The sequence below is a fragment of the Rhizobium sp. BR 317 genome (assembly GCF_047445835.1).
Lineage (GTDB): Bacteria > Pseudomonadota > Alphaproteobacteria > Rhizobiales > Rhizobiaceae > Rhizobium > Rhizobium paranaense.
Window position 1 is genome coordinate 118,903 of record NZ_JARWLB010000001.1, and the last position, 19,973, is coordinate 138,875.

Consider the following 19,973-nt stretch of genomic DNA (forward strand, 5'->3'; position numbering starts at 1 on the left):
ATGTGTCTTGTCACTGACGATTACTGTTGAATCACCGCGCCAGGATGGCGTTATCCGTCTCCTCGACATGTCCAGTGCCTACGCACAATCGCTTTATCCGCCAGAGAGCAATCATATGCTCGATCTGGACGCTCTGGAGAGCCCCGACGTGACCTTCTGGGTCGCACGGCTCGATGGCGATATGGTCGGCTGCTGCGCTCTGGTGGAGGCGGGGGATGGCACCGCAGAGATCAAGCGCATGTTTGTCGATCCGCTTGCCAGGGGACGCAGGGTCGCACAGATGCTGATGAAAGCAGCGGAAGAGAAAGCGACAGAAAGAAAGCTGACGGCGCTACGGCTCGAAACCGGCATATACCAGCCGGAGGCAATCGGCCTCTACCGCAAGTTCGGCTACATCGAGATCGGACCATTCGGCAGCTACGAGCCCGATCCACTTAGCCTGTTCATGGAGAAGACGCTTCCGCAGGCTTAAGAGGCCTGTCAGCCGTCGGAACCGTCCCTGACACGCAATTGCAGTTCCGGCTCCTGAGCGTGTTGTTCCTCGGTCAGTTCCGCCTCGCGGATCCATTCACGCCAGATGGCCACGATAATGGCCATGAGTACCGGACCGATGAACAGGCCAAGGAATCCCATGGTCTTGACGCCGCCGACAAGGCCGAAAAAGGTCGGCAGGAAGGGCAGCTTGATCGGACCACCGACGAGCTTCGGCCGAAGCGTCTTGTCGACGATGAAGAGTTCGACCGTCCCCCAGATAAACAGCCCGGCGCCGGCCCAAGGGGAGCCGCTGGCGAGCAGATAAATGGATACGAGCGACATGGAGAGCGGCGCACCACCAGGCACGAGCGCCATGACACCGGTCAGAACGCCAAGGGTGACTGCCGATGGCGCGCCCGCGATCCAATAGGCGACGCCCAACACCACACCTTCGCCAATGGCGATCAACGTCATGCCCATGACGGTGGAGCTGATCGTCGCCGGCACGACGCGGGAGATGCGCTCCCAGCGGTTCGGCAAGATACGTTCGCCCAAAAGATCGACCTGGCGGACGAAACTGGCCCCGTCGCGGTAGATGAAGAACAGGGCGATCAGCATGAACAGCAAAGTCAGCACGACATGGAACGCGCCGCCGCCGGCAGCAAGCACCGCCCGGTAGATATTGCCGATATGTGCGCCGCTGACGAGTTGCGCCAATTCGCCGATGGAACCGGGGCTGCCGATATATTGCGTCCACTGATCGCCGAGCCAGGAGCCGACGATCGGCAGCGCGAGTATCCATTGCGGCGGCGGGGCACCATCGCGATTGACATGCACCGCCCAGGTAAACCATTCGCGGACTTCACCGACCATATAGATGGCCGAAAGCACGATCGGCAGCACGAGGAAGGTGACGATAAAGGCGATGGCGATGGTTGCCGCAAGCGTCGTATTGCCGTTGGTTCGGCGCACGAGATCGCTATAAAGCGGCCAGGTGGCAAAGCCGATCACAGCCGCGGCCAACACCGGAACGAGAAAACCGTAGAAGAAATAGATGCCGGCCGCCGCAATCAGGATCAGCAGCCAACGCGCCGCAGAAATCGACGGAATAAGAGCCATGCGCGCGGGCGCGCTTGGGCCCAGCCAACGCGGCTCCCTCGGCTTATGACGTTCGAATACACCCACCGGACTTGCTTCACTCTTTTTATTAGATCAACCGGTTATGGGGTATGATCTAGGCTGTTTCAAGGGCCACCACTTGAAAGCCTATATAATCCGTTGCCGTGACAGCCGAACGACTACCGATGCGAGAGTAGACGGCCGACTATTGCGGCCGACGGATGACCTTGAAGGCAAAGAATTGCGTCTTCTGCGTCGGATTGAAATTGTTGTCGGCAACGAAGATCAGCACATCCGTACCGTCTTTCGCCTTGCCGAGGCTGACACCTTCGATGTTGTCAGGGGCAAGGCCGAGCGCCCGCAGGTCCATCACCTGGACCTTGCGCACAGGCACGATGCGCTGGTCGGTCTTGGCCAAAGATGGGATGTTCGAGACATCGGTCGCGCCTTCGAGATCGAACATGTTGATGACGACGGAATTGCCGACATCCTGCGCATAGCCGCGCTCGATCGACAGCGCATGCCGGTCGTCCAGCGCCACGATTTCCGACATGCCGAAATCATTCCAGCCGCCGGGTTTGGAGGCGGCCTGCGGGATCGGCGCGACCGGATAGACATACTGCGCCTTCTGTTCGCCCGTGACCGCATCGTAGCGGATGAAACGGGCAAGCGCGCCATTGGTCAGCGTCGTCATCGGTCCGTCTTGATAGAGCGCGGATTCCATGCCGACCAGAAGATCGCTACCGGCGAGGAAGCTCAGACCCTCGAAAGCAAGGTTGTCGCGGATGCCGGTGCTCTTGTCCGCGGTCGGTGCGAAACCTGCCGGCAGCGGCAGTTCGCGCACGAAGCTGCCATCGCGATTGGCAACCCGCACGAAAGGCGGCAGCAGTGCCTTGCCGTCGCCTTCGCTGCTCCAATAGATGCCGTCCTTGCCGACGCGGATCGACTCGGAATCAACCGTGCGAAAAGCGAAAGGTTGGCCGTTCTTGTCCTTCAGTGTCACATGATCGAGAACGGTCACGCCCTTCAGGCCAACGGCACTGACATCGATGTCAAGATCGTAGAAGCGGGCAGGCGCCTTTTCGGAGCGGTCATCGCTGATGGAGATATAGTGGCCGGTCGAAGGATCGAAATCGATGCCGGAGAGACCACCGACTTCGACGCCGCTTTCCATGAAGCCCGTCGGAATATCGTATTCGCCGAGATAGGAGAGGCTGATACCCGCCTTGCAGTCGCCGAAGGGGCAAGGAACGTCGATGACCGTGCCGATATCGGCAGCGCGGGCACCAGCGGAACCGAGAAGAAAGGCAGCAGCGGCAGTCGTCAAAAAGGGCTTCAACATGGCGATATCGTCACATCCGGTTTACGAGTTGGCGGGTTCGCAGAGATGCCGCATCTATGCATCCGCCCGTGACGCTTTCGTTACGGATATCGGTCAGTTCGATAAAAATATCGCGAGGTCGTTTTTGCCGCGGCGGGGACGCGGCTGCTAAATATCCAAATTCTCCGCAAACGCTGCGCGTTCCTGGATAAAGCGGAAACGGGCATCTGCCTTGGTGCCCATGAGATTGTCGACGGCCTCACGGGTGCCCTCGAAATCCACCTCGTCGATCTCGACGCGCAACAGGGTGCGCTTCGCCGGATCCATCGTCGTTTCCTTGAGCTGGGCGGGAAGCATTTCGCCAAGACCTTTGAAACGGCTGATCTCGATCTTGCCTTTGCCCTTGAACTCGCTCTCCATCAGCTCCAGCCGATGGGCGTCATCGCGGGCATAGATGGATTTCGACCCCTGCGTGATCTTGTAGAGCGGCGGCACCGCCAGGAAAAGGTGGCCGCCACGGATCAGCTCAGGCATTTCTTGATAGAAGAACGTGATCAGCAGCGAGGCGATATGGGCGCCATCGACGTCGGCATCGGTCATGACGACGACGCGCTGATAGCGCAGGTCTTCTTCGCGATATTTCGAACGCGTGCCACAGCCGAGCGCCTGGACGAGATCGGTGATCTGCTGGTTGGCGGATAGCTTTTCGCGACCGGCGCTGGCGACGTTGAGAATCTTACCACGCAGGGGCAGGATCGCTTGGTTGGTACGATTGCGCGCCTGCTTGGCGGAGCCACCTGCCGAATCACCTTCGACGAGGAAGAGTTCGGCGCCTTCGGCGGTGTTCTGCGAACAATCGGCGAGCTTGCCCGGCAGGCGCAGCTTGCGCACCGCCGTCTTGCGGTTGACTTCCTTCTCCTTACGGCGGCGCAGGCGCTCTTCGGAACGCTCGATCACCCATTCAAGCAGCTTCTCGGCCTCGGCCGGATTGTCGGTCAGGTAGTGATCGAAGGGGTCGCGCAACGCATTTTCAACGATACGCTGCGCCTCGACGGTTGCGAGCCTGTCCTTGGTCTGGCCGACGAATTCCGGTTCGCGGATGAAGATGGAAAGCATGCCGACGCCGGAGATCATCACGTCGTCGGTGGTGATGCCGGCGGCGCGCTTGTTCTGCGTCATCTCGGCATAGTTTTTCAGCCCCTTGGTCAGCGCGATGCGCAGGCCGGCCTCGTGCGTGCCGCCTTCGGGGGTGGGGATGGTATTGCAATAGGAGTGGATCTGCGGGTCCCCGCCATACCAGGTGATCGCCCATTCCAGCGAACCATGGCCGCTTGCCTTCTCCGACTTGCCGGCGAAAATCTCGCGAGTGACGGTGAACTCGTTGCCCATCGTCGCCTTGAGGTAATCCTTCAGGCCGCCGGGGAAATGGAAAACCGCTTTTTCCGGAACATCGGAGGCTCCGTGCACCAATTCCGGATCGCAGCTCCAGCGGATTTCGACGCCGCCGAAGAGATAGGCCTTGGAGCGTGCCATGCGGAAGACACGAGCAGGATCGAATTTGGCATGCTCGCCGAAGATCTGCGGATCGGGATGGAAACGGACGCGGGTACCGCGACGGTTATGGACATCGCCGAGCTCTTCCAGGCCGCCTTGCGGCAGGCCGCGCGAAAAGCGCTGGCGATAGAGCTTGCGATTGCGCGCCACCTCGACTTCGAGATCATCGGACAGGGCATTGACGACCGAGACGCCGACGCCATGCAGGCCGCCCGAGGTTTCATAGGCCTTGCCGTCGAACTTACCGCCAGCATGCAGCTTGGTCATGATGACTTCGAGCGTCGACTTACCCGGTACCTGCGGATGATTTTCGACCGGAATGCCGCGGCCGTTATCGGTGACGGTCAGATAGCCCCGCTGGTCGAGATGCACTTCGATGAAATCGGCATGACCGGCGACGGCCTCGTCCATGGAATTGTCGATGACTTCGGCGAAGAGATGATGCAACGCCTTCTCGTCGGTGCCACCGATATACATGCCGGGGCGCATGCGCACCGGCTCCAGTCCTTCGAGAACGCGGATCGAATTCGCCCCATATTCATCAGCATTCGAGGTTGTCGGTGCTGCGCGTGGGGCAGGGACGGCCACAGGCTTTTCAGCCTTGACGACCGGCTTGTCCTCCGCTTCCGGTTTCGGCGAAAGGGGCAGTGCGGAGAAGAGATCGTTGCTGTTATCCATGGGGCTGTTCAGATTTGTCCTTGAAGGGGTCATACCCCAAAATCACCGCAATTGCCGTCAGTTTCGCGAATCACCGTGATTCTGCCAGAAACGATGCCCGAGCGCGATGGCACCCCGATAACGGGGCAAATTCGGAAAAAAGATTTGCGTTGCCGGGCGGCGAATGGCAAGCCCGTGGGCCTATCGAGGGAAGTGTCCGCATGCGAATGTCCACAGCTCATTTGTCGATTTTAGCCGCAATTGCGGCGTTTTTGCCGTTGGCAACCGCGTCGGGTGCCGCTGCGGAAGCGCTGAAGCCCTTCAAGGATGACCTGTTTTCCAATCAGACGGTCCTCGAAAGCCATGACAACGGTGCTTTTCAGACGATCGACTATCAGGAAATGCGCGACATCAACGGCCGCGACGAGGTGCCGGAACGGCGTGTCAAGCCGGCTTACGTCGCAACCGGCGTGCGCTGGAAAGAGCAGCAAGACGAGACCTTGCCGCTCGGCAACCGCAAGCTCGATGTCACCCGCATCGGCCCGGCATCCAAGCAGGCCTTCACGGTGATCTTCATCCACGGCCGTGGCGGCGACCGCAGGCTGGGGTCCAACGACTTTACGTTCGGCGGTAATTTCAACCGGCTGAAGAACCTCGCCTACAACAATGGCGGCACGTACTACGCGCCGAGCGTGAAGAGCTTCGATAGCGACGGCGTCGCCGACATCGCGGCCCTGATCCGCTATTCCTACGAGCAATCCGGCGGCCGGCCCGTCATCCTCACCTGCGCTTCGATGGGCAGCTTCATCTGCTGGGGCATCACGCGCGACGCCGAAAGCGTCCAGCGCCTGAAGGGGATGGCGATTTTGAGCGGGGTCACCGATCAGGATTTCGTCAAGAGCGCCTTCTACAAGGCGAAATTGCCGATCTGGTTCACCCATGGCAGCAAGGACCCGGTCTACGCCGCCACTGACCAGGAAGCCCTGTTTGAAAAACTCTACAAGACGCATTACCCGACGCGATTCACGCTGTTTGCCACCGGCAACCATGGCACGCCGGTGCGGATGACCGATTGGCGAAAGGTGCTGAATTGGATCATCGATCCACAGCCGTCATAATTCTTTTCGGAAAAATTTCGGCTTATTTTCAAAAGAGTGATCTTTTTAAATGGTTTGAATTCGTTCCGACTGCTTTCAATAACTTTTCTTTCCGTCCCAGTTTTGTTAGTGCGGCAGAGAGGTGAGAGGAAACGCGGAATGACAGATAAAATTCGACCGCTCCTGGCGGGAAACTGGAAGATGAATGGCACCCGGGCCAGCCTGGACCAGATCAAGGCAATCGCCGAGGGTGTGAAGGCGCCGTTATCCGAGAAGATCGACACGCTCATCTGCCCGCCGGCAACCTTGCTTTATGTCGCAACGGCACTCTGCGACGACAGTCCGCTGGCGATCGGTGCGCAGGACTGCCATCAACTGGTCAGCGGCGCGCATACCGGTGACATCTCCGCTGCGATGATCGCCGATTGCTTCGGCACCCATGTGATCGTCGGCCATTCCGAGCGTCGCAGGAATCACGCCGAAGGCGACGCGCTGGTGCGCGCCAAGGCGGAAGCAGGACTTGCGGCTGAACTTACCACCATCATCTGCATCGGCGAGACTGCCGACGAGCGCGATCAAGGCCAGACGCTGGATGTGCTCAAGCGCCAGCTTGCCGCTTCGACACCCGACGGCGCAGTCTCGGAAACGACCGTCATCGCCTATGAACCCGTCTGGGCGATCGGCACGGGCAAGGTTCCCACTTCCGCCGATGTCGAGGAAGCGCATGCTTTCATCCGCAAGGAGCTGGTAGCGCGCTTCGGCGGCGACGGCGAGAAATTCCGTCTCCTCTACGGCGGCTCGGTCAGTGGCGCGAATGCGGCAGATCTGCTGGCGGTCGCCAATGTCAACGGTGTGCTGGTCGGCGGGCAAAGCTTGAAAGCCGTCGACTTCCTCGCCATCTATGGCGCATTCGAACGGCAGTTCGCCTGAAGGTTTCACTTGCCGGAATTCCAGTCTTAAAAGGACTTGGAATAGGCGAGAGCCTCATGTAAAGAGCCGCGAGCTTTTCTTTTTGATGCCCGCGCCCGTGGGCAGGACTGGACCTATGCAAACCGTACTGCTTGTCATCTATCTCATGGTTGTCATCGCCCTCATCGGCGTGGTGCTGATTCAGCGCTCGGAGGGCGGTGGCCTGGGCATTGGCGGCGGATCGGGCTTCATGTCCGCGCGCGGCACGGCCAATGCGCTGACCCGCACCACGGCGATCCTCGCGGCACTGTTCTTTGTACTGGCGCTGGGGATGAATATTTACTCGCGGTTCGAGGGACGTCCGACCGACATTCTCAACCGTATTCCGAGCACCGCGGGCCAGGGTAACGGCATTCTCGATTCGCTCGGCGGCCAGAAGGGCGCAGCACCGGCAGCCGGCCAATCCCAGCCGGCCAACAATAACGGCGTTCCGAACAGCGGCGCGGTTGCTCCGCAGTCTCAGACGACGACTCAACCGGCTGCGACGACAACTGAGCAGGCCCCGGCCGCTACGGCGACCCAGCCCGCAACCACGACCACGACGCAGCCTGCTCCGACCACCGGTCAGCAGACGGCGCCCGCGACGACCACAACGCCAGCCCAGAGTGGCAACGGCGTTCCGACCGGCCAGTAAGCCCGGTCATCGACTATCATCCTCCGGCAGATCTTCGGATCTGCCGGTTTTGTTTTGTCAACATTCCGCGTTCTGTGTCCAAAATTCCGGAAACGAATTTTAGGGCTGGCGGAATCATTTGTTAAAAGGTATCCGGTGACTCCCATGGCGCGATATGTATTCATCACTGGCGGCGTGGTTTCTTCCCTCGGAAAAGGAATTGCGGCCGCGGCTCTCGGAGCGTTGTTGCAGGCCCGTGGTTATCGGGTCCGCCTGCGCAAACTCGACCCTTATCTGAACGTGGACCCGGGCACGATGAGCCCGACCCAGCACGGCGAGGTCTTCGTGACCGACGACGGTGCGGAGACCGACCTCGATCTCGGCCACTACGAACGCTTTACCGGTCGTTCGGCCACCAAGACCGACAACATCACCACCGGTCGCATCTACAAGAACATCATCGACAAGGAACGTCGCGGCGACTATCTCGGCGCCACCGTTCAGGTCATTCCGCATGTCACCAACGAGATCAAGGATTTCGTGACCGAAGGCAATGACGACTATGATTTCGTCATCTGCGAGATCGGTGGCACAGTCGGCGACATCGAAGCCATGCCCTTCATGGAAGCGATCCGCCAGCTCGGCAACGACCTGCCGCGCGGCACGGCGATCTATGTTCACCTGACGCTGATGCCTTACATCCCGGCTGCCGGCGAGCTGAAGACCAAGCCGACGCAGCATTCCGTGAAGGAACTGCAGGCGCTCGGCATTCATCCCGATATCCTGCTGGTGCGCGCCGACCGGGAAATCCCCGAGGCCGAGCGTCGCAAGCTTTCGCTGTTCTGCAACGTCCGTCCTTCGGCCGTCATCCAGGCGCTCGACGTCGCCAACATCTACGATGTGCCGATGGCCTACCATAAGGAAGGCCTCGACAACGAAGTGCTGGCCGCTTTCGGCATCGAGCCGGCGCCGAAGCCGCGGCTCGAACAGTGGGAAGAGGTCTGCAACCGCATCCGCACGCCGGAAGGCGAGGTAACGATCGCCATCGTCGGCAAATATACCGGCCTCAAGGATGCCTATAAGTCGCTGATCGAAGCGCTGCATCACGGCGGCATCGCCAATCGCGTCAAGGTCAAGCTTGAATGGATCGAGTCGGAAGTCTTCGAAAAGGAAGATCCGGCGCCGTATCTCGAAAAGGTCCACGGCATTCTCGTGCCCGGCGGCTTTGGCGAACGTGGCTCCGAGGGCAAGATCCATGCGGCCCGCTTCGCCCGCGAGCGCAAGGTGCCGTATTTCGGCATCTGCTTCGGCATGCAGATGGCTGTCATCGAGGCGGCCCGCAATCTAGCCGGCGTCGATCATGCGTCCTCCACCGAATTCGGTCCGACCCAGGAACCGGTCGTCGGCTTGATGACGGAGTGGCTGAAGGGCAACGAACTGCAGAAGCGCACGGCATCCGGCGATCTCGGCGGCACGATGCGTCTCGGTGCCTATAAGGCGGCACTGAAGAAGGGCACGAAGATTTCCGAAATCTACGGCTCGACCGACATTTCCGAGCGCCATCGCCACCGCTACGAAGTCAACATCGACTACAAGGAGCGGCTGGAAGATTGCGGTCTCGTCTTCTCCGGCATGTCGCCGGACGGCGTGCTGCCGGAAACGATCGAATACCCCGATCACCCCTGGTTCATCGGCGTTCAGTATCACCCGGAACTGAAGTCCCGACCGCTCGAACCGCACCCGCTGTTTTCGAGCTTCATCGAGGCGGCGACGGAGCAAAGCCGACTGGTTTGATAATGATGGAAGGCCGATCCATGTCTTTTGCGGATCGGCCCCCTTTCCCAAATTTTGTGTCAATTATTGGCATTATGTGCTACACGCTCCCTTCAGTTAGAGACCGACGGAGTGCGATATGGCATCGGAAAATAGCATTCACGTGCGGGTAAGCGGCCAGTTGCAGGCCCACATTCAACGGCAAATCGGCGAGAACGGTCTCTATGAAAATGCCAGCGAATATATTCGGGCACTTATTCGCCGCGATCTGGAAACACGCGCCGAAGCCTGGGAATGGCTGCGGGACGAGCTGGAGCCCGCCCTGCGGGCCGATGAAAGCGAATTTGTCGCTGTCTCCGCCGAAGACGTAATCCGCCGCAACCAATCGCGTTAGCATGAACGGATATTTGTTCTATTCTCGGGCGGATGCAGCTCAAAACCGCATCTGGATCGATACCGCTGAGCGATGGGGCGAGCCTCAAGCAAATAAATATATCCTAGGGCTTCATGCCCACTTGGAGCAGCTTTCCAAAGCAAAAGCTCTTTGGCGCAGGCTACCAAAAAATTTGGTCGCGCCTGCCGATTCCGAGACATCGATATTTTTAAGCCGGTACGAGCGGCATTACATATTTTTCCGAGAGCTGCCGAGCGGCAAGATCGGCGTGATGAGCATCCTGCACGAAAGAATGGATTTGCCGGTCAGGCTGAAGGAAGATCTGACCAGCATTATCGCCAGGCCTCGCTAGCCCGCTGGTTTTCCGCACTGCAAAAAGCCCCGCCGCTACGTCATTTGACTGTCGCGTGGTCCCCATTTCCGTGGCACTTTGCCGGTCAGCATAGTGGGAACAAACGTATGATGCTCAATCCATTTGACGATCGGATGGAACGGTCGAAAACCAAAATTGCCGTCACCTATATTGTTCTGGTTGCGTTCAATGTCGCTAGCTGGGCTTGGGCATGGGCCGCCTTTGCCGATAGGCCGTCGCTGTTGGGTACCGCATTTCTCGCCTATATGTTCGGCTTGAGACACGCCTTTGACGCAGACCACATTGCGGCGATCGACAATGTGGTGCGCAAGCTGATGCAGGAGGGAAAACAGCCCTATGCCGTCGGCTTTTTCTTCTCGTTGGGGCATTCGACGATTGTGGTGCTTGCGTCTGTTGTCATTGCCGCGACGGCGGCTGCGATGCAGAGCAAGCTCGATTCCTTCCATGATATCGGTAGCGTTATCGGCACGGCAGTCTCGGCCGCGTTCCTGCTTCTCATCGGCATCGCCAACCTGTTCGTGTTGAAGGGCGTGTGGTCGGCCTTCGATCGCGCACGAAGGGGTGAGAGGATTGTTGAGGAAGACCTCGATGCGTTGCTGACCGGCGGCGGTTTGCTGGCGCGCGTGTTCCGCCCGATGTTCAAGGTGGTGAGGCGGTCCTGGCACATGTATCCCATCGGCTTTCTCTTCGGTCTCGGCTTCGATACGGCGACCGAGATCGGCCTGCTCGGCATTTCCGCAGCGCAGGCGGCACAGGGCATGTCCTTCTGGACGATTCTCGTCTTCCCGGCACTCTTCACCGCCGGCATGTCGCTGATGGACACGAGCGACAGCATATTGATGACCGGCGCCTATGGCTGGGCTTTCGTCAAGCCGATGCGCAAGCTCTGGTACAATCTGACAATCACCGCGGCTTCGGTTGTCGTTGCCGTCTTCATCGGCAGCATAGAGGCGCTGGGGTTGATCTCCGACAAGCTCGGCCTCGAAGGCGGCGTCTGGAGCTTCATCAGCGACCTCAACGACAATCTCGCCAACTTCGGCTTCGCTGTCGTCGGCATCTTCCTGTTGAGCTGGCTGATTTCGACCATCCTCTACAAAGCCAAGGGCTACGACAACTTGCAGATTAACCGCTCCTGACGCATCATCACTTCCTACGGATTTATATTGCTGCGGCTGGAATTTAGGGGCCAGCCGCCACACGTATATTTCATGGGGGGCACAATCATGACCCAGACAAACCGTTTTCTCGGCGCAGCCGGAGTCGTCGTTCTGTGCGTGATCGGGACCGGTTCGGCCACCGCACAAACCGCCAGTTGTTCGCTGCGACCGGCGGTCAGTGCTGAACGCCAGACGCTGAATTGCGAGCCGGGCCTCAGCATCACCATCGAGCGCGGGGCGAGCTACCGGTTTGCCGACCGCAATCGCGACGGCCAGGTGGATGCTATCGTGCTCAACAGCAAGGCGGCGCTGGTCGATGTCGACAGCAGCCGCATCAAGGGCGGGTTCGAAGTGGTGACGCCGCAGGCGATCGCTGCGGTGCGCGGCACACGATGGGCAGTCGACGCGGCGCGTGGCAAGACATCCGTGCTGGTGCTGCGCGGCCGCGTCGCCGTGAATAAGGTTTCAACCGGACAAGGCGTTACGCTAGGGCGCGGGCAGGGGGTCGATGTCGATCACAGCCGCGGCCCCTTGCATGTTACGAGTTGGGGGCAACCACGCATAAACGCGCTGATGGGCCGCCTCGGCCAGTGAGATCCTGATTCCCATGCGCAGACCACCGCTGCAGACGTTGATTGCGCTCGTCTTGACCGCCGTCTGGGGTGCGGGTCTCGGCATCGCCCATCTGCGGGGCGACATTCCTTTTATCGATGGTGCCGAGGCGACGCTGACCAATCTCAGGAATGTGCTCGGTGGCAGCCGGCAGCCGCCCGATGTCGTTACGATCGTCGCCATCGATGATGAGGCGTCGCGGCAAGCCGGCCACTACCCGCTGCCCCGTGCCACGCTTGCGAAAGTCATCGATGCCATCGCCGTGCTGAAGCCGAAAGCGATCGGGCTCGACATGCTTTTGGTCGATCCCGGCGCGGAGGCTGACGATGCAGCGCTGGCGCAATCACTGAGACAGACCAACGCCGTGCTCGCCGTCGCTGGTATCTTTCCCGAAAGTCGCCAGCGCGTTGCCGACGAAAGCAAGGAGCCGCTTGCGCGCGTGCCCAGCGCCCTGCAATTCCTGGAGCCGCAGCCGCGGTTTGCGCAGGCGGCGACCTATGGCGTCGTCAACGTCCAGACCGACAAGACCGGGACGCCGCGTTTCGTGCCCATGCTGTTTCGCAGCGGCGAGCGGATCGAACCGTCCTTCTCGTTGCGCGTCGTTTCCGCCGCGACCGGGGAGCCTGCGACCGTCATTTCCGATCGCATCAAGCTCGGCGACCGTCAGGTGCATACCGACACCGGCTATCTGATGCCGCTCTCCTTCTACGGTCCTCGTGGTACGATCCGCACCATCGGCGCCAGCGCGGCCCTGACCGGGCAATTGCCGGAGGATGCGATTAGGGACCACATCGTCGTCATCGGCGCGACCGTCACCGGCGGCGGCGACGTCTTCCCGACGCCCTTCGATCCGGTCCTGCCGGGCGTCGAGGTCATTTCCACATCGATCACGCATCTGATCGCCGGGGACGGATTGGTCCGTGACCACAATGCGCGCCTCATTGATCTCGGCTTCGCCATAGGCCTGCCCGTCGTTCTTGTCGGACTGCTGGCCTGGCGGCGCAACACCATCGGCCTGATCATGGCGCTCTGCGTCGTCCTTGCCTGGCTGGCGGTCAACATCAGCGCCTTCAAACACGGCATCTGGCTGAGTGCCGCCGTGCCGATCGCAGCCGCGATGCCGCCGGCGCTGCTGTTCGGCGCTGCGCAGCTCTGGCTCGGCCGCAAACAGGCCCGGCATTTCGCGCAGCAGAGCGAGCTTCTGCAGCGTATTCAAGCGCCTGGCCTTGCCGAACATCTTGCCCGCGATCCCGGCTTCCTGGCGGAGCCGGTGCGCCAGGAGGCGGCCGTGGTCTTCATCGATCTCAACGGCTTCACGGGTCTCAGCGAGGCGATCGGCCCAACGGCGGTGCGCGAACTGCTGAACGGTTTCTACGATCTCGTTGACGAGGAAGTGACGGCCTGCGGCGGTGCCATCACCAGCTTCATGGGCGATGGCGCCATGATCTTGTTCGGCTTGCCGCAGCCGAAGGGGGACGATCCTGCCAATGCGGCAAGCTGCTGCATTCGCCTGGCTGACAGAATGAGAGGCTGGTTTGGAACGCTGCCGGAGGCCATGACATCTCGCATCGGCTTCAAGATCGGCGCACATTTCGGCACGATCGTTGCTTCCAGGCTCGGCGCTCACGGCCGCCAGCAGATCACGGCGACCGGCGACACCGTCAATGTCGCCAGCCGCCTGATGGAGGTAGCTGCCCGCAACCATGTCGAGATCGCATTCAGCAACGATCTGCTGCAGTCGGCCGGACGCGATAGCGCGCCCTATACGGAAGGCAAGCTCGATGGTCCGATCGACGCAAGCCTGCGCGGCCGTGCCGGCTCCCTGACCGTCTGGCTATGGCGCAGCCGAACATGATCCCGAAAAGTGCGGCGCTCTAACACAGAGCTTCGTCTTCGCTGGATACTCTTTCCTCTGCCGAGGCATGCCCAACGTTGAACCTCTCGAACATTTTCTGGAATCGCGGCGAGTCACGCAGCGAATCCAGATCGGAATCATTGCTGAACCAGAGCACCTGATAGGCAGAACTCATGGGCAGCAATCTCTCTAGCAGGTCCAGCGCCGCATCGCGATCACCGAGCACGGCATAGGCGCAGGCAACATTGTATTGAGCGCAGATGTCGTCCGGATCAATCGTGAGGGCACGCACCGCCCATTCCCTGGCGCGCCCGGCCTCGCCAAGGTGGGCAAGGGCGATGGCGCCGCGGTGGGCGGGGCCTGAGTTTTCCGGGTTGAGGTCCAGCGCCCGTTCCGCACGCTCGATGCCTATCCTTGCCCAGTATTCCAGCTCTTTCGTCTTTCCGAGCGAGCGAAAGGCGCTGATGAGATGCACGGGGGACAGGTAGTCGTCGGTACGGATGGTCGCCGCGCGCTCGAAATAGCGCACGGCTTCCTCGAACCGGCCATGCATGAACAGGAAGCGGCCATAATGGAAATTCGCCTCGTACAGGTTCGGCTGCAGCGCCATCGCCCGTGCGAAGGCCGCCGTCGCCTCCTCGTTCAGGCCGCTCTGATGCAAGGCCAGGCCATGCGAAGCGTAGGCCTCAGCCAAATCCGGATCGAGTTCCAGTGCCTTGGCGCTCATCGCCATGATGCTTTCCAGCGGATATTCGCGCGGGCTCCAGTCCCGCAACGCCGAGTCGCAATCCGCGATGCCGGCATAGGCGCGGGCGTAATCCGGGTCCAGCTCGACGGCCTTCAGGAACATGCGCCGCGCCAGAAGCAGGTAAGACCGGGTCCAGGCATGCGAAAACTGCCGGCCCCGGAGATAGTAGGTATAGGCTTCGATATTGGCGGTCGGCTCGCTCTCGATCGCCTTCTTCTCCTCCGGCTGCAGCTTGATCTTCAGTTGATCGACGATCGCATGGGTAATCTCGTCCTGGATCGTGAAAATATCGGTCAGATCGCGATCGAAACGACCGGCCCAGAGATGCGCGCCGTTGCGGGCGTCGATAAGCTGACCGGTGATGCGGACGCGCTGAGCCGCCTTACGGACGCTGCCCTGCAAAACAAAGTCCGCGCCGAGTTCCTGCGCGATCTGCTTCACCTTCACCGACTTGCCCTTGTAGGTGAAGACGGTGTTGCGGGCGACGACGTTGAGGCCCGAAATCTGCGAGAGATCGGTGATCAGATCCTCGGTAATTCCGTCGGAAAAATATTCCTGTTCCTGGTCGTCGCTCATGTTGACGAAGGGCAGGACCGCCACCAGCCGCTTGCGGCCATCCCGGGCCGGCAAGGCGACGACCGTTGAGGTCGTCGGTGCACTGAGAGAAACGGTATAGACGCGGACGCTGTGGGCAATGTTCTTCAGGGAATGCTCGCCGCGATCCTCGAAGGAAACGCCGAGACGCGAACCGACATGATCGCGCACCGAGCCGGAGACGGCGATGCCGCCCGGCTCGGCAATGGCTTCGAGACGAGCCGCCAGATTGACGCCTTCACCAAAAATGTCGCCATCCTCGACGATGACGTCACCGAGATTGATGCCGATACGCAGCTCGATGCGGCGGTCCTGCTGCGCGCTTTCGTTCCGCGTCAGCATATCGCGCTGGATTTCGGCAGCGCAGGCCACCGCATTCACGACGCTCGAAAATTCGACCAGCATGCCGTCGCCGGTGTGCTTGACGATGCGCCCCTTATGTTCGGCGATCCTTGGGTCCAGAACTTCGGCGCGATGCTTCCTGACCGCTGCCAGCGTGCCGGCCTCGTCCATTCCCATCAAGCGGCTGTAGCCCACGATGTCGACAGCCAGAATGGCAGTCAGTCGGCGCTCCAAGTGCCCCCCGAATTCATCCTGTGGTCTAAGGCTGCAGTTTACGCCGATATTGTCACAATGTCGTGCGTAGCGTTCCATATTGCACCATGGCAGTTGGAAAACATTTAGGGGGCGCAGATAGCACCGAATCAGGCCAAGAAGCGAGCGGTCTTTGTGGCTAGTCCCTTTGTGGTAAGGGCTATAATTCCACCATTTTCGCTAACTCAAACTACGCAAAAACCCACATATTTGGCGGCATATGCGTCATTTTTCGTTTTATCCGCGCCACAAGTGAATGATGAAAATCACAAGCAGGCAGGCAGGAAAAGACTGAGCGCGGACCACTGCGACAGGCTTCGATAGCCATGAAGGGCCGATCTTCATTTTGCAGTGAAGAGATAGGCGAATAGCTGCCATCAGAAAAACGAATATTGAATGGCCGATGTATTAGCGTTTATAATGCGGATATGGCTAGAAACTTCGATATCGCCCTCATCAGAACTTTTGCCGCAGTTGCCGATCACGGCAGCATGACGGTTGCCGCCAATATGCTGCACATGACGCAGAGCGCCGTAAGTCAGCAGATCAAGCGGCTGGAGGACATGCTAGGCTGTGCCCTCTTCGAACGGGAAAATCGCAGATTGCGGCTGACGGATGCGGGCGAACGACTGCTTGGCAACGCCCGCCGGCTGCTGATCCTCAACGACGATATCTGGGCCGATATGACGGAAACCACCGTCGAAGGCAGCGTGCGGCTCGGCGTCCCCCATGATCTCGTCGGGACGGTTTTGGCGCCCGTGCTCAGATCCTATGCCGAACGTCATCCGCAAGTCGAGATTTCGCTGGTCTGCGGCTCATCGCCGGAGCTGATGCAGGCACTCAATAACGGTGCAATCGATCTCGGTGTCATCGAGGAGCCGCTCGGCACCTCCAAAGGCGAATGCCTCAGCATCGACCGGCTGGTCTGGGTCGGCGCGAAAGCGGGTGCCGCTTACCGAAAGGATCCGCTGCCGATTTCGATGGTGGCCGATACCTGCGCTTTCCGGCCATCGGTTTTCGCGGCGCTGCGGGACGACGGGCGGCGCTGGCGCACCGTGTTTGAGAACGGCAATATCGAGGCGACGACGGCGACAGTGCGCACCGACCTTGCGATCACCGCCTGGCTTGCCTCTACTGTCCCTGCCGATCTCGATATTCTCGGCGCGGGCGACGGCCTGCCGGATCTGCCTATCTTTTCCGTCAGCCTTTATTTGTCCAAAAGCGAAGCGACGCCGCCCGCAACGGAACTTGCCCGCCATATCCGCGAGGGACTGATGCGGCCGCGACAGGTGGCAGCCGCTTGAGGAGCGATTCGGCCGGTTGGCCGCTTCTGTATCAGGCCGCTTTTGGCAAAGGCCCGACGTAACGTGACTGCGGGCGGATCAGGCGACCATCGAGCATCTGTTCACGCGCATGGGCAATCCAGCCTACTGTGCGGCCGATCGCAAAGACGCCGGTGAAGGCATTGCGCGGGAAGCCGAGGGCATCGAGCAGCAGGGCGGTATAATATTCGACATTGGTTTCCAGCGGGCGGTCGGGCTTGCGCTCCTTCAACAGCGCCAGAGCCGCGGCTTCGATCGCCTCGGCGAGCGCGATGCGGCCGGCATCGGCCTGACCGCTCGCAAAGATTGGCCGCAGCGCCGTCTTCAGAGCATCGGCACGGGGATCACGGACGCGGTAGATGCGGTGGCCGAAGCCCATCAGCCGCTCTCCATGGTCAAGCGCCTGCGACAGCCACGCACGCGCATTCTCCGGCTCGCCGACCGCATCCAGCATATCGAGTACCGGGCCGGGCGCGCCGCCATGCAGCGGTCCCTTGAGAGCGCTGATCGCAGCCAACACCGACGAGGTCAGGCCGGCATGGGTCGAGGCGATGACGCGAGAGGCGAAGGTGGAAGCATTCAACCCATGATCCGAGATCGTCACCAGATAGGCGTCGAGGCCGGCAGTCTGCTGCGGTGTGGGACGTTTGCCAGTGAGCATGCGCAGAATATCAGCGGATTGAGATAGGGAGGCATCTGGCTTGATCGGCTTTTCACCATTCTGAAGACGCAGCACGGCAGGCAGGAATACCGCCGGCGCAGCCATCAAACGGATGGCGGTGGCAAAATCATCGCCGTCTCCGATACGAGCCAGTAGCGCGCGCATGGCTTCCACCGGCGGCAGAGAAAGCAATACCGTGTCTGCCGCTTTGACATGTGCGAACAGTTCTGCACGCGCGGCGCCTAGTTGCGTTCGGATGCTTACGGCATCGGCATGTTGCTCGAACAAGCCGTCCAGCAGCAGCGCAGCGACATCCTCAAAGCGGCTGGTCGCGACCAGATCGTCCAGCGACACACCGCGGATGATCAGCCGGCCGGCGGCGCCATCGACGTCGGACAGCTTGGTTTCGGCAGCAATGATATCTTCGAGACCACTTTTCATCACTATTCTCCTTTGACTATCCGCTTAGATCAGTCCTATTTTCATTGACGTCAATCTTGATGCAATTGATCAATATGAGGAACCATGAGCTGGCTGACGACAGAGCAGGCTCTGACCCTGCTGGGCACCAAATCGCAGACGCTTTACGCCAATGTCAGCCGCGGCCGCATCCGTGCGAAACCCGATCCGGCCGATACGCGGCGAAGCCTTTATTTCGCCGATGACGTCAAGCGGCTGGCGGCACGCCACGCGGGGCGACGAAAAACCGAGCTCGTGGCAGCCGACGCCATTCAGTGGGGTGATCCCGTATTGCCTTCAGCATTGTCGACGATCTCGCATGGCCGGCTGTTTTACCGTGGGCAGGATGCGGCGAAGCTCGCTGAGCATGCGACGCTGGAAGAAGTCGCGCTGCTCCTATGGGACATGAAGCGGCCTTTGCGTTTGGGAGGGAAGGGCGCCCATAACCGGCTACCGACGCTCACGACCGCCTTTGCTGCTTTGGCCGAACGCGCCCCAACGGACCTGCCATCGCTTGGACGATCGTTGCCAGCGCTGCAAACCGAAGCGGAAAGCGTATTCGGTACGGTCGCCGATGCTCTGGCACCCGGCCCATCTCATTTGCCGCTGCACCAGCGCCTTGCTGAAGTGTGGAACCGGTCAGATGCCGGCGAACTCATCCGCTGTTCTCTCGTGCTTCTCGCCGACCACGAACTCAACGCTTCGACTTTCACGGCGCGGATCACCGCGTCCGCGGGTGCGACACTGTCGGCCGCGGTACTTTCGGGCCTGGCGACACTGACAGGGCCGCTGCATGGCGGCGCCTGGCAAAGTGTGCGTTCACTGATGGACCGGGCCGCTGCGATCGGCGCAGAAGAGGCGGTCCGAAGCTATCTCGCAGAAGGGCGGCCGCTAACGGCGATCGGTCACCGGCTCTACCCCGATGGCGATGCACGCGCTCAGGCACTGCTTGCCTGCTTTACGCTGCCGCCTTTGTTCGCAGAGGTTCGCAACGTGGCCGAAGAGCTGGTTGGAGAACGCGTCAACGTTGATTTTGCGCTGACGGCGATGGCATCGGCCTATCATCTGCCCCAGGACGCACCGCTGATCATCTTCGCGCTCTCCCGCACCGTCGGGTGGTTGGCACACGCCATGGAGCAATCCGTAAGCGGTCACCTCATCCGGCCACGCGCGCGTTACGTCGGTCCGCCGGTGGAGTGATCGGCGAGCGCCTGCGCCAGGAAAGTCGATCCGGGCAGGTACTCCACGGATAGGCTCAAGTCACCGGCAAGCGACAAACGGCCTCTATGTTGTGTCCATCGGGATCAAAGACAAAAGCGCCGTAGTAGTCGGGATGATAGTGAGATCGGATGCTTGGCCTTCCATTGTCCAACCCGCCTGCCGCCAATGCCGCTTCATAGAACTGATCGACGATGGCTCTGCTTTGAGCCGTGAAGGCAACGTGCACGCCAGTTTGGGATGCGTCCCGATGTCCTATCCAGAAAAAGGCCCTCGGCCTGATCCCATATCCCGCAAAAATTACGCCGTCGCCATATAAACGTTCGATACCAAGAGGAAGCAAGGCCGCGTCGTAGAAGGCCTTCGACCGTTCCACATCGCGAACTCCGATTGTAACATGATCCAGCAT

The 19,973-nt window shown here is 60.4% G+C and carries 18 protein-coding genes; 12 read left to right on the forward strand and 6 right to left on the reverse strand.

Annotation, left to right across the window (positions count from 1 at the left end; translation table 11 throughout):
• The first annotated feature begins 7 nt into the window (after positions 1-7).
• Positions 8-472: a GNAT family N-acetyltransferase gene (locus QD357_RS00610; protein ID WP_181316047.1), complete on the forward strand. Its 465-nt coding sequence runs from the start codon at positions 8-10 to the stop codon at positions 470-472.
• Positions 473-480: 8 nt separating this feature from the next.
• On the opposite strand, the gene QD357_RS00615 is transcribed toward QD357_RS00610, so the two are convergent.
• The 3 genes from QD357_RS00615 to parE form a co-directional block, all read right to left on the reverse strand.
• Positions 481-1,659, reverse strand: a complete 1,179-nt coding sequence (locus tag QD357_RS00615; protein ID WP_414123938.1) for an AI-2E family transporter — start codon at positions 1,657-1,659, stop codon at positions 481-483.
• A 139-nt stretch (positions 1,660-1,798) separates the two neighbouring features.
• Positions 1,799-2,935 (reverse strand): esterase-like activity of phytase family protein, encoded by a 1,137-nt coding sequence (locus QD357_RS00620; protein ID WP_107108064.1) that lies wholly within the window; start codon positions 2,933-2,935, stop codon positions 1,799-1,801.
• Positions 2,936-3,082: 147 nt separating this feature from the next.
• Positions 3,083-5,146, reverse strand: a complete 2,064-nt coding sequence (gene parE, locus QD357_RS00625) for a DNA topoisomerase IV subunit B (RefSeq protein WP_107108063.1) — start codon at positions 5,144-5,146, stop codon at positions 3,083-3,085.
• 200 nt (positions 5,147-5,346) lie between these two features.
• Between parE and QD357_RS00630 the strand changes: the two genes are divergently transcribed.
• The 9 genes from QD357_RS00630 to QD357_RS00670 all read left to right on the forward strand — a co-directional run bounded on the left by QD357_RS00630 (position 5,347) and on the right by QD357_RS00670 (position 13,968).
• A complete protein-coding gene (locus QD357_RS00630) occupies positions 5,347-6,243 on the forward strand; it encodes an alpha/beta hydrolase (protein WP_414123939.1) in 897 nt (298 codons plus the stop codon).
• A gap of 138 nt (positions 6,244-6,381) precedes the next feature.
• The gene (gene tpiA, locus QD357_RS00635; protein WP_107108061.1) at positions 6,382-7,152 is read left to right on the forward strand and encodes a triose-phosphate isomerase; all 771 of its coding nucleotides are present in this window, start codon (positions 6,382-6,384) and stop codon (positions 7,150-7,152) included.
• Positions 7,153-7,267: 115 nt separating this feature from the next.
• Positions 7,268-7,825 (forward strand): preprotein translocase subunit SecG, encoded by a 558-nt coding sequence (gene secG / locus QD357_RS00640; RefSeq protein ID WP_107108060.1) that lies wholly within the window; start codon positions 7,268-7,270, stop codon positions 7,823-7,825.
• Positions 7,826-7,969: 144 nt separating this feature from the next.
• Positions 7,970-9,598, forward strand: coding sequence for a CTP synthase (locus tag QD357_RS00645; RefSeq protein ID WP_107108058.1), 1,629 nt, complete (start codon positions 7,970-7,972; stop codon positions 9,596-9,598).
• A 118-nt stretch (positions 9,599-9,716) separates the two neighbouring features.
• Positions 9,717-9,971, forward strand: a complete 255-nt coding sequence (locus QD357_RS00650) for a type II toxin-antitoxin system ParD family antitoxin (RefSeq protein WP_107108057.1) — start codon at positions 9,717-9,719, stop codon at positions 9,969-9,971.
• Position 9,972: 1 nt separating this feature from the next.
• On the forward strand, positions 9,973-10,323 hold the full coding sequence (locus QD357_RS00655) for a type II toxin-antitoxin system RelE/ParE family toxin (protein WP_107108056.1): 351 nt from the start codon (positions 9,973-9,975) through the stop codon (positions 10,321-10,323).
• Between the two features lie 107 nt (positions 10,324-10,430).
• A complete protein-coding gene (locus QD357_RS00660) occupies positions 10,431-11,480 on the forward strand; it encodes a HoxN/HupN/NixA family nickel/cobalt transporter (RefSeq protein ID WP_107108055.1) in 1,050 nt (349 codons plus the stop codon).
• An 87-nt stretch (positions 11,481-11,567) separates the two neighbouring features.
• Entirely contained in the window at positions 11,568-12,095 is a 528-nt protein-coding gene (locus tag QD357_RS00665) for a FecR domain-containing protein (protein WP_107108152.1), read from the forward strand.
• A 13-nt stretch (positions 12,096-12,108) separates the two neighbouring features.
• On the forward strand, positions 12,109-13,968 hold the full coding sequence (locus QD357_RS00670) for a CHASE2 domain-containing protein (protein ID WP_107108054.1): 1,860 nt from the start codon (positions 12,109-12,111) through the stop codon (positions 13,966-13,968).
• A 19-nt stretch (positions 13,969-13,987) separates the two neighbouring features.
• Here the strand turns inward: QD357_RS00670 and QD357_RS00675 are convergent, their stop codons facing one another.
• Entirely contained in the window at positions 13,988-15,886 is a 1,899-nt protein-coding gene (locus QD357_RS00675; RefSeq protein ID WP_181316046.1) for a FlgO family outer membrane protein, read from the reverse strand.
• A 446-nt stretch (positions 15,887-16,332) separates the two neighbouring features.
• On the opposite strand from QD357_RS00675, the gene QD357_RS00680 reads away from it, so the two are divergent.
• Positions 16,333-17,208, forward strand: coding sequence for a LysR family transcriptional regulator (locus QD357_RS00680; RefSeq protein ID WP_181316045.1), 876 nt, complete (start codon positions 16,333-16,335; stop codon positions 17,206-17,208).
• A gap of 31 nt (positions 17,209-17,239) precedes the next feature.
• Here the strand turns inward: QD357_RS00680 and QD357_RS00685 are convergent, their stop codons facing one another.
• Positions 17,240-18,328, reverse strand: a complete 1,089-nt coding sequence (locus tag QD357_RS00685; RefSeq protein ID WP_107108051.1) for a citrate synthase/methylcitrate synthase — start codon at positions 18,326-18,328, stop codon at positions 17,240-17,242.
• Between the two features lie 84 nt (positions 18,329-18,412).
• Between QD357_RS00685 and QD357_RS00690 the strand changes: the two genes are divergently transcribed.
• Positions 18,413-19,546 (forward strand): citrate synthase, encoded by a 1,134-nt coding sequence (locus QD357_RS00690; RefSeq protein ID WP_107108050.1) that lies wholly within the window; start codon positions 18,413-18,415, stop codon positions 19,544-19,546.
• A gap of 55 nt (positions 19,547-19,601) precedes the next feature.
• Here the strand turns inward: QD357_RS00690 and QD357_RS00695 are convergent, their stop codons facing one another.
• Positions 19,602-19,973, reverse strand: a complete 372-nt coding sequence (locus QD357_RS00695; RefSeq protein WP_107108049.1) for a VOC family protein — start codon at positions 19,971-19,973, stop codon at positions 19,602-19,604.

Excerpts from the sequence above, each read along its gene's own strand:
- QD357_RS00620 (WP_107108064.1), bottom strand. The coding sequence starts at position 2,935 with ATGTTGAAGCCCTTTTTGACGACTGCCGCTGCTGCCTTTCTTCTCGGT.
- parE (WP_107108063.1), bottom strand. The coding sequence starts at position 5,146 with ATGGATAACAGCAACGATCTCTTCTCCGCACTGCCCCTTTCGCCGAAA.
- QD357_RS00630 (WP_414123939.1), top strand. The coding sequence starts at position 5,347 with ATGCGAATGTCCACAGCTCATTTGTCGATTTTAGCCGCAATTGCGGCG.
- tpiA (WP_107108061.1), top strand. The coding sequence starts at position 6,382 with ATGACAGATAAAATTCGACCGCTCCTGGCGGGAAACTGGAAGATGAAT.
- secG (WP_107108060.1), top strand. The coding sequence starts at position 7,268 with ATGCAAACCGTACTGCTTGTCATCTATCTCATGGTTGTCATCGCCCTC.
- QD357_RS00645 (WP_107108058.1), top strand. The coding sequence starts at position 7,970 with ATGGCGCGATATGTATTCATCACTGGCGGCGTGGTTTCTTCCCTCGGA.
- QD357_RS00650 (WP_107108057.1), top strand. The coding sequence starts at position 9,717 with ATGGCATCGGAAAATAGCATTCACGTGCGGGTAAGCGGCCAGTTGCAG.
- QD357_RS00655 (WP_107108056.1), top strand. The coding sequence starts at position 9,973 with ATGAACGGATATTTGTTCTATTCTCGGGCGGATGCAGCTCAAAACCGC.
- QD357_RS00660 (WP_107108055.1), top strand. The coding sequence starts at position 10,431 with ATGATGCTCAATCCATTTGACGATCGGATGGAACGGTCGAAAACCAAA.
- QD357_RS00665 (WP_107108152.1), top strand. The coding sequence starts at position 11,568 with ATGACCCAGACAAACCGTTTTCTCGGCGCAGCCGGAGTCGTCGTTCTG.
- QD357_RS00670 (WP_107108054.1), top strand. The coding sequence starts at position 12,109 with ATGCGCAGACCACCGCTGCAGACGTTGATTGCGCTCGTCTTGACCGCC.
- QD357_RS00680 (WP_181316045.1), top strand. The coding sequence starts at position 16,333 with ATGGCTAGAAACTTCGATATCGCCCTCATCAGAACTTTTGCCGCAGTT.
- QD357_RS00685 (WP_107108051.1), bottom strand. The coding sequence starts at position 18,328 with ATGAAAAGTGGTCTCGAAGATATCATTGCTGCCGAAACCAAGCTGTCC.
- QD357_RS00690 (WP_107108050.1), top strand. The coding sequence starts at position 18,413 with ATGAGCTGGCTGACGACAGAGCAGGCTCTGACCCTGCTGGGCACCAAA.
- QD357_RS00695 (WP_107108049.1), bottom strand. The coding sequence starts at position 19,973 with ATGCTGGATCATGTTACAATCGGAGTTCGCGATGTGGAACGGTCGAAG.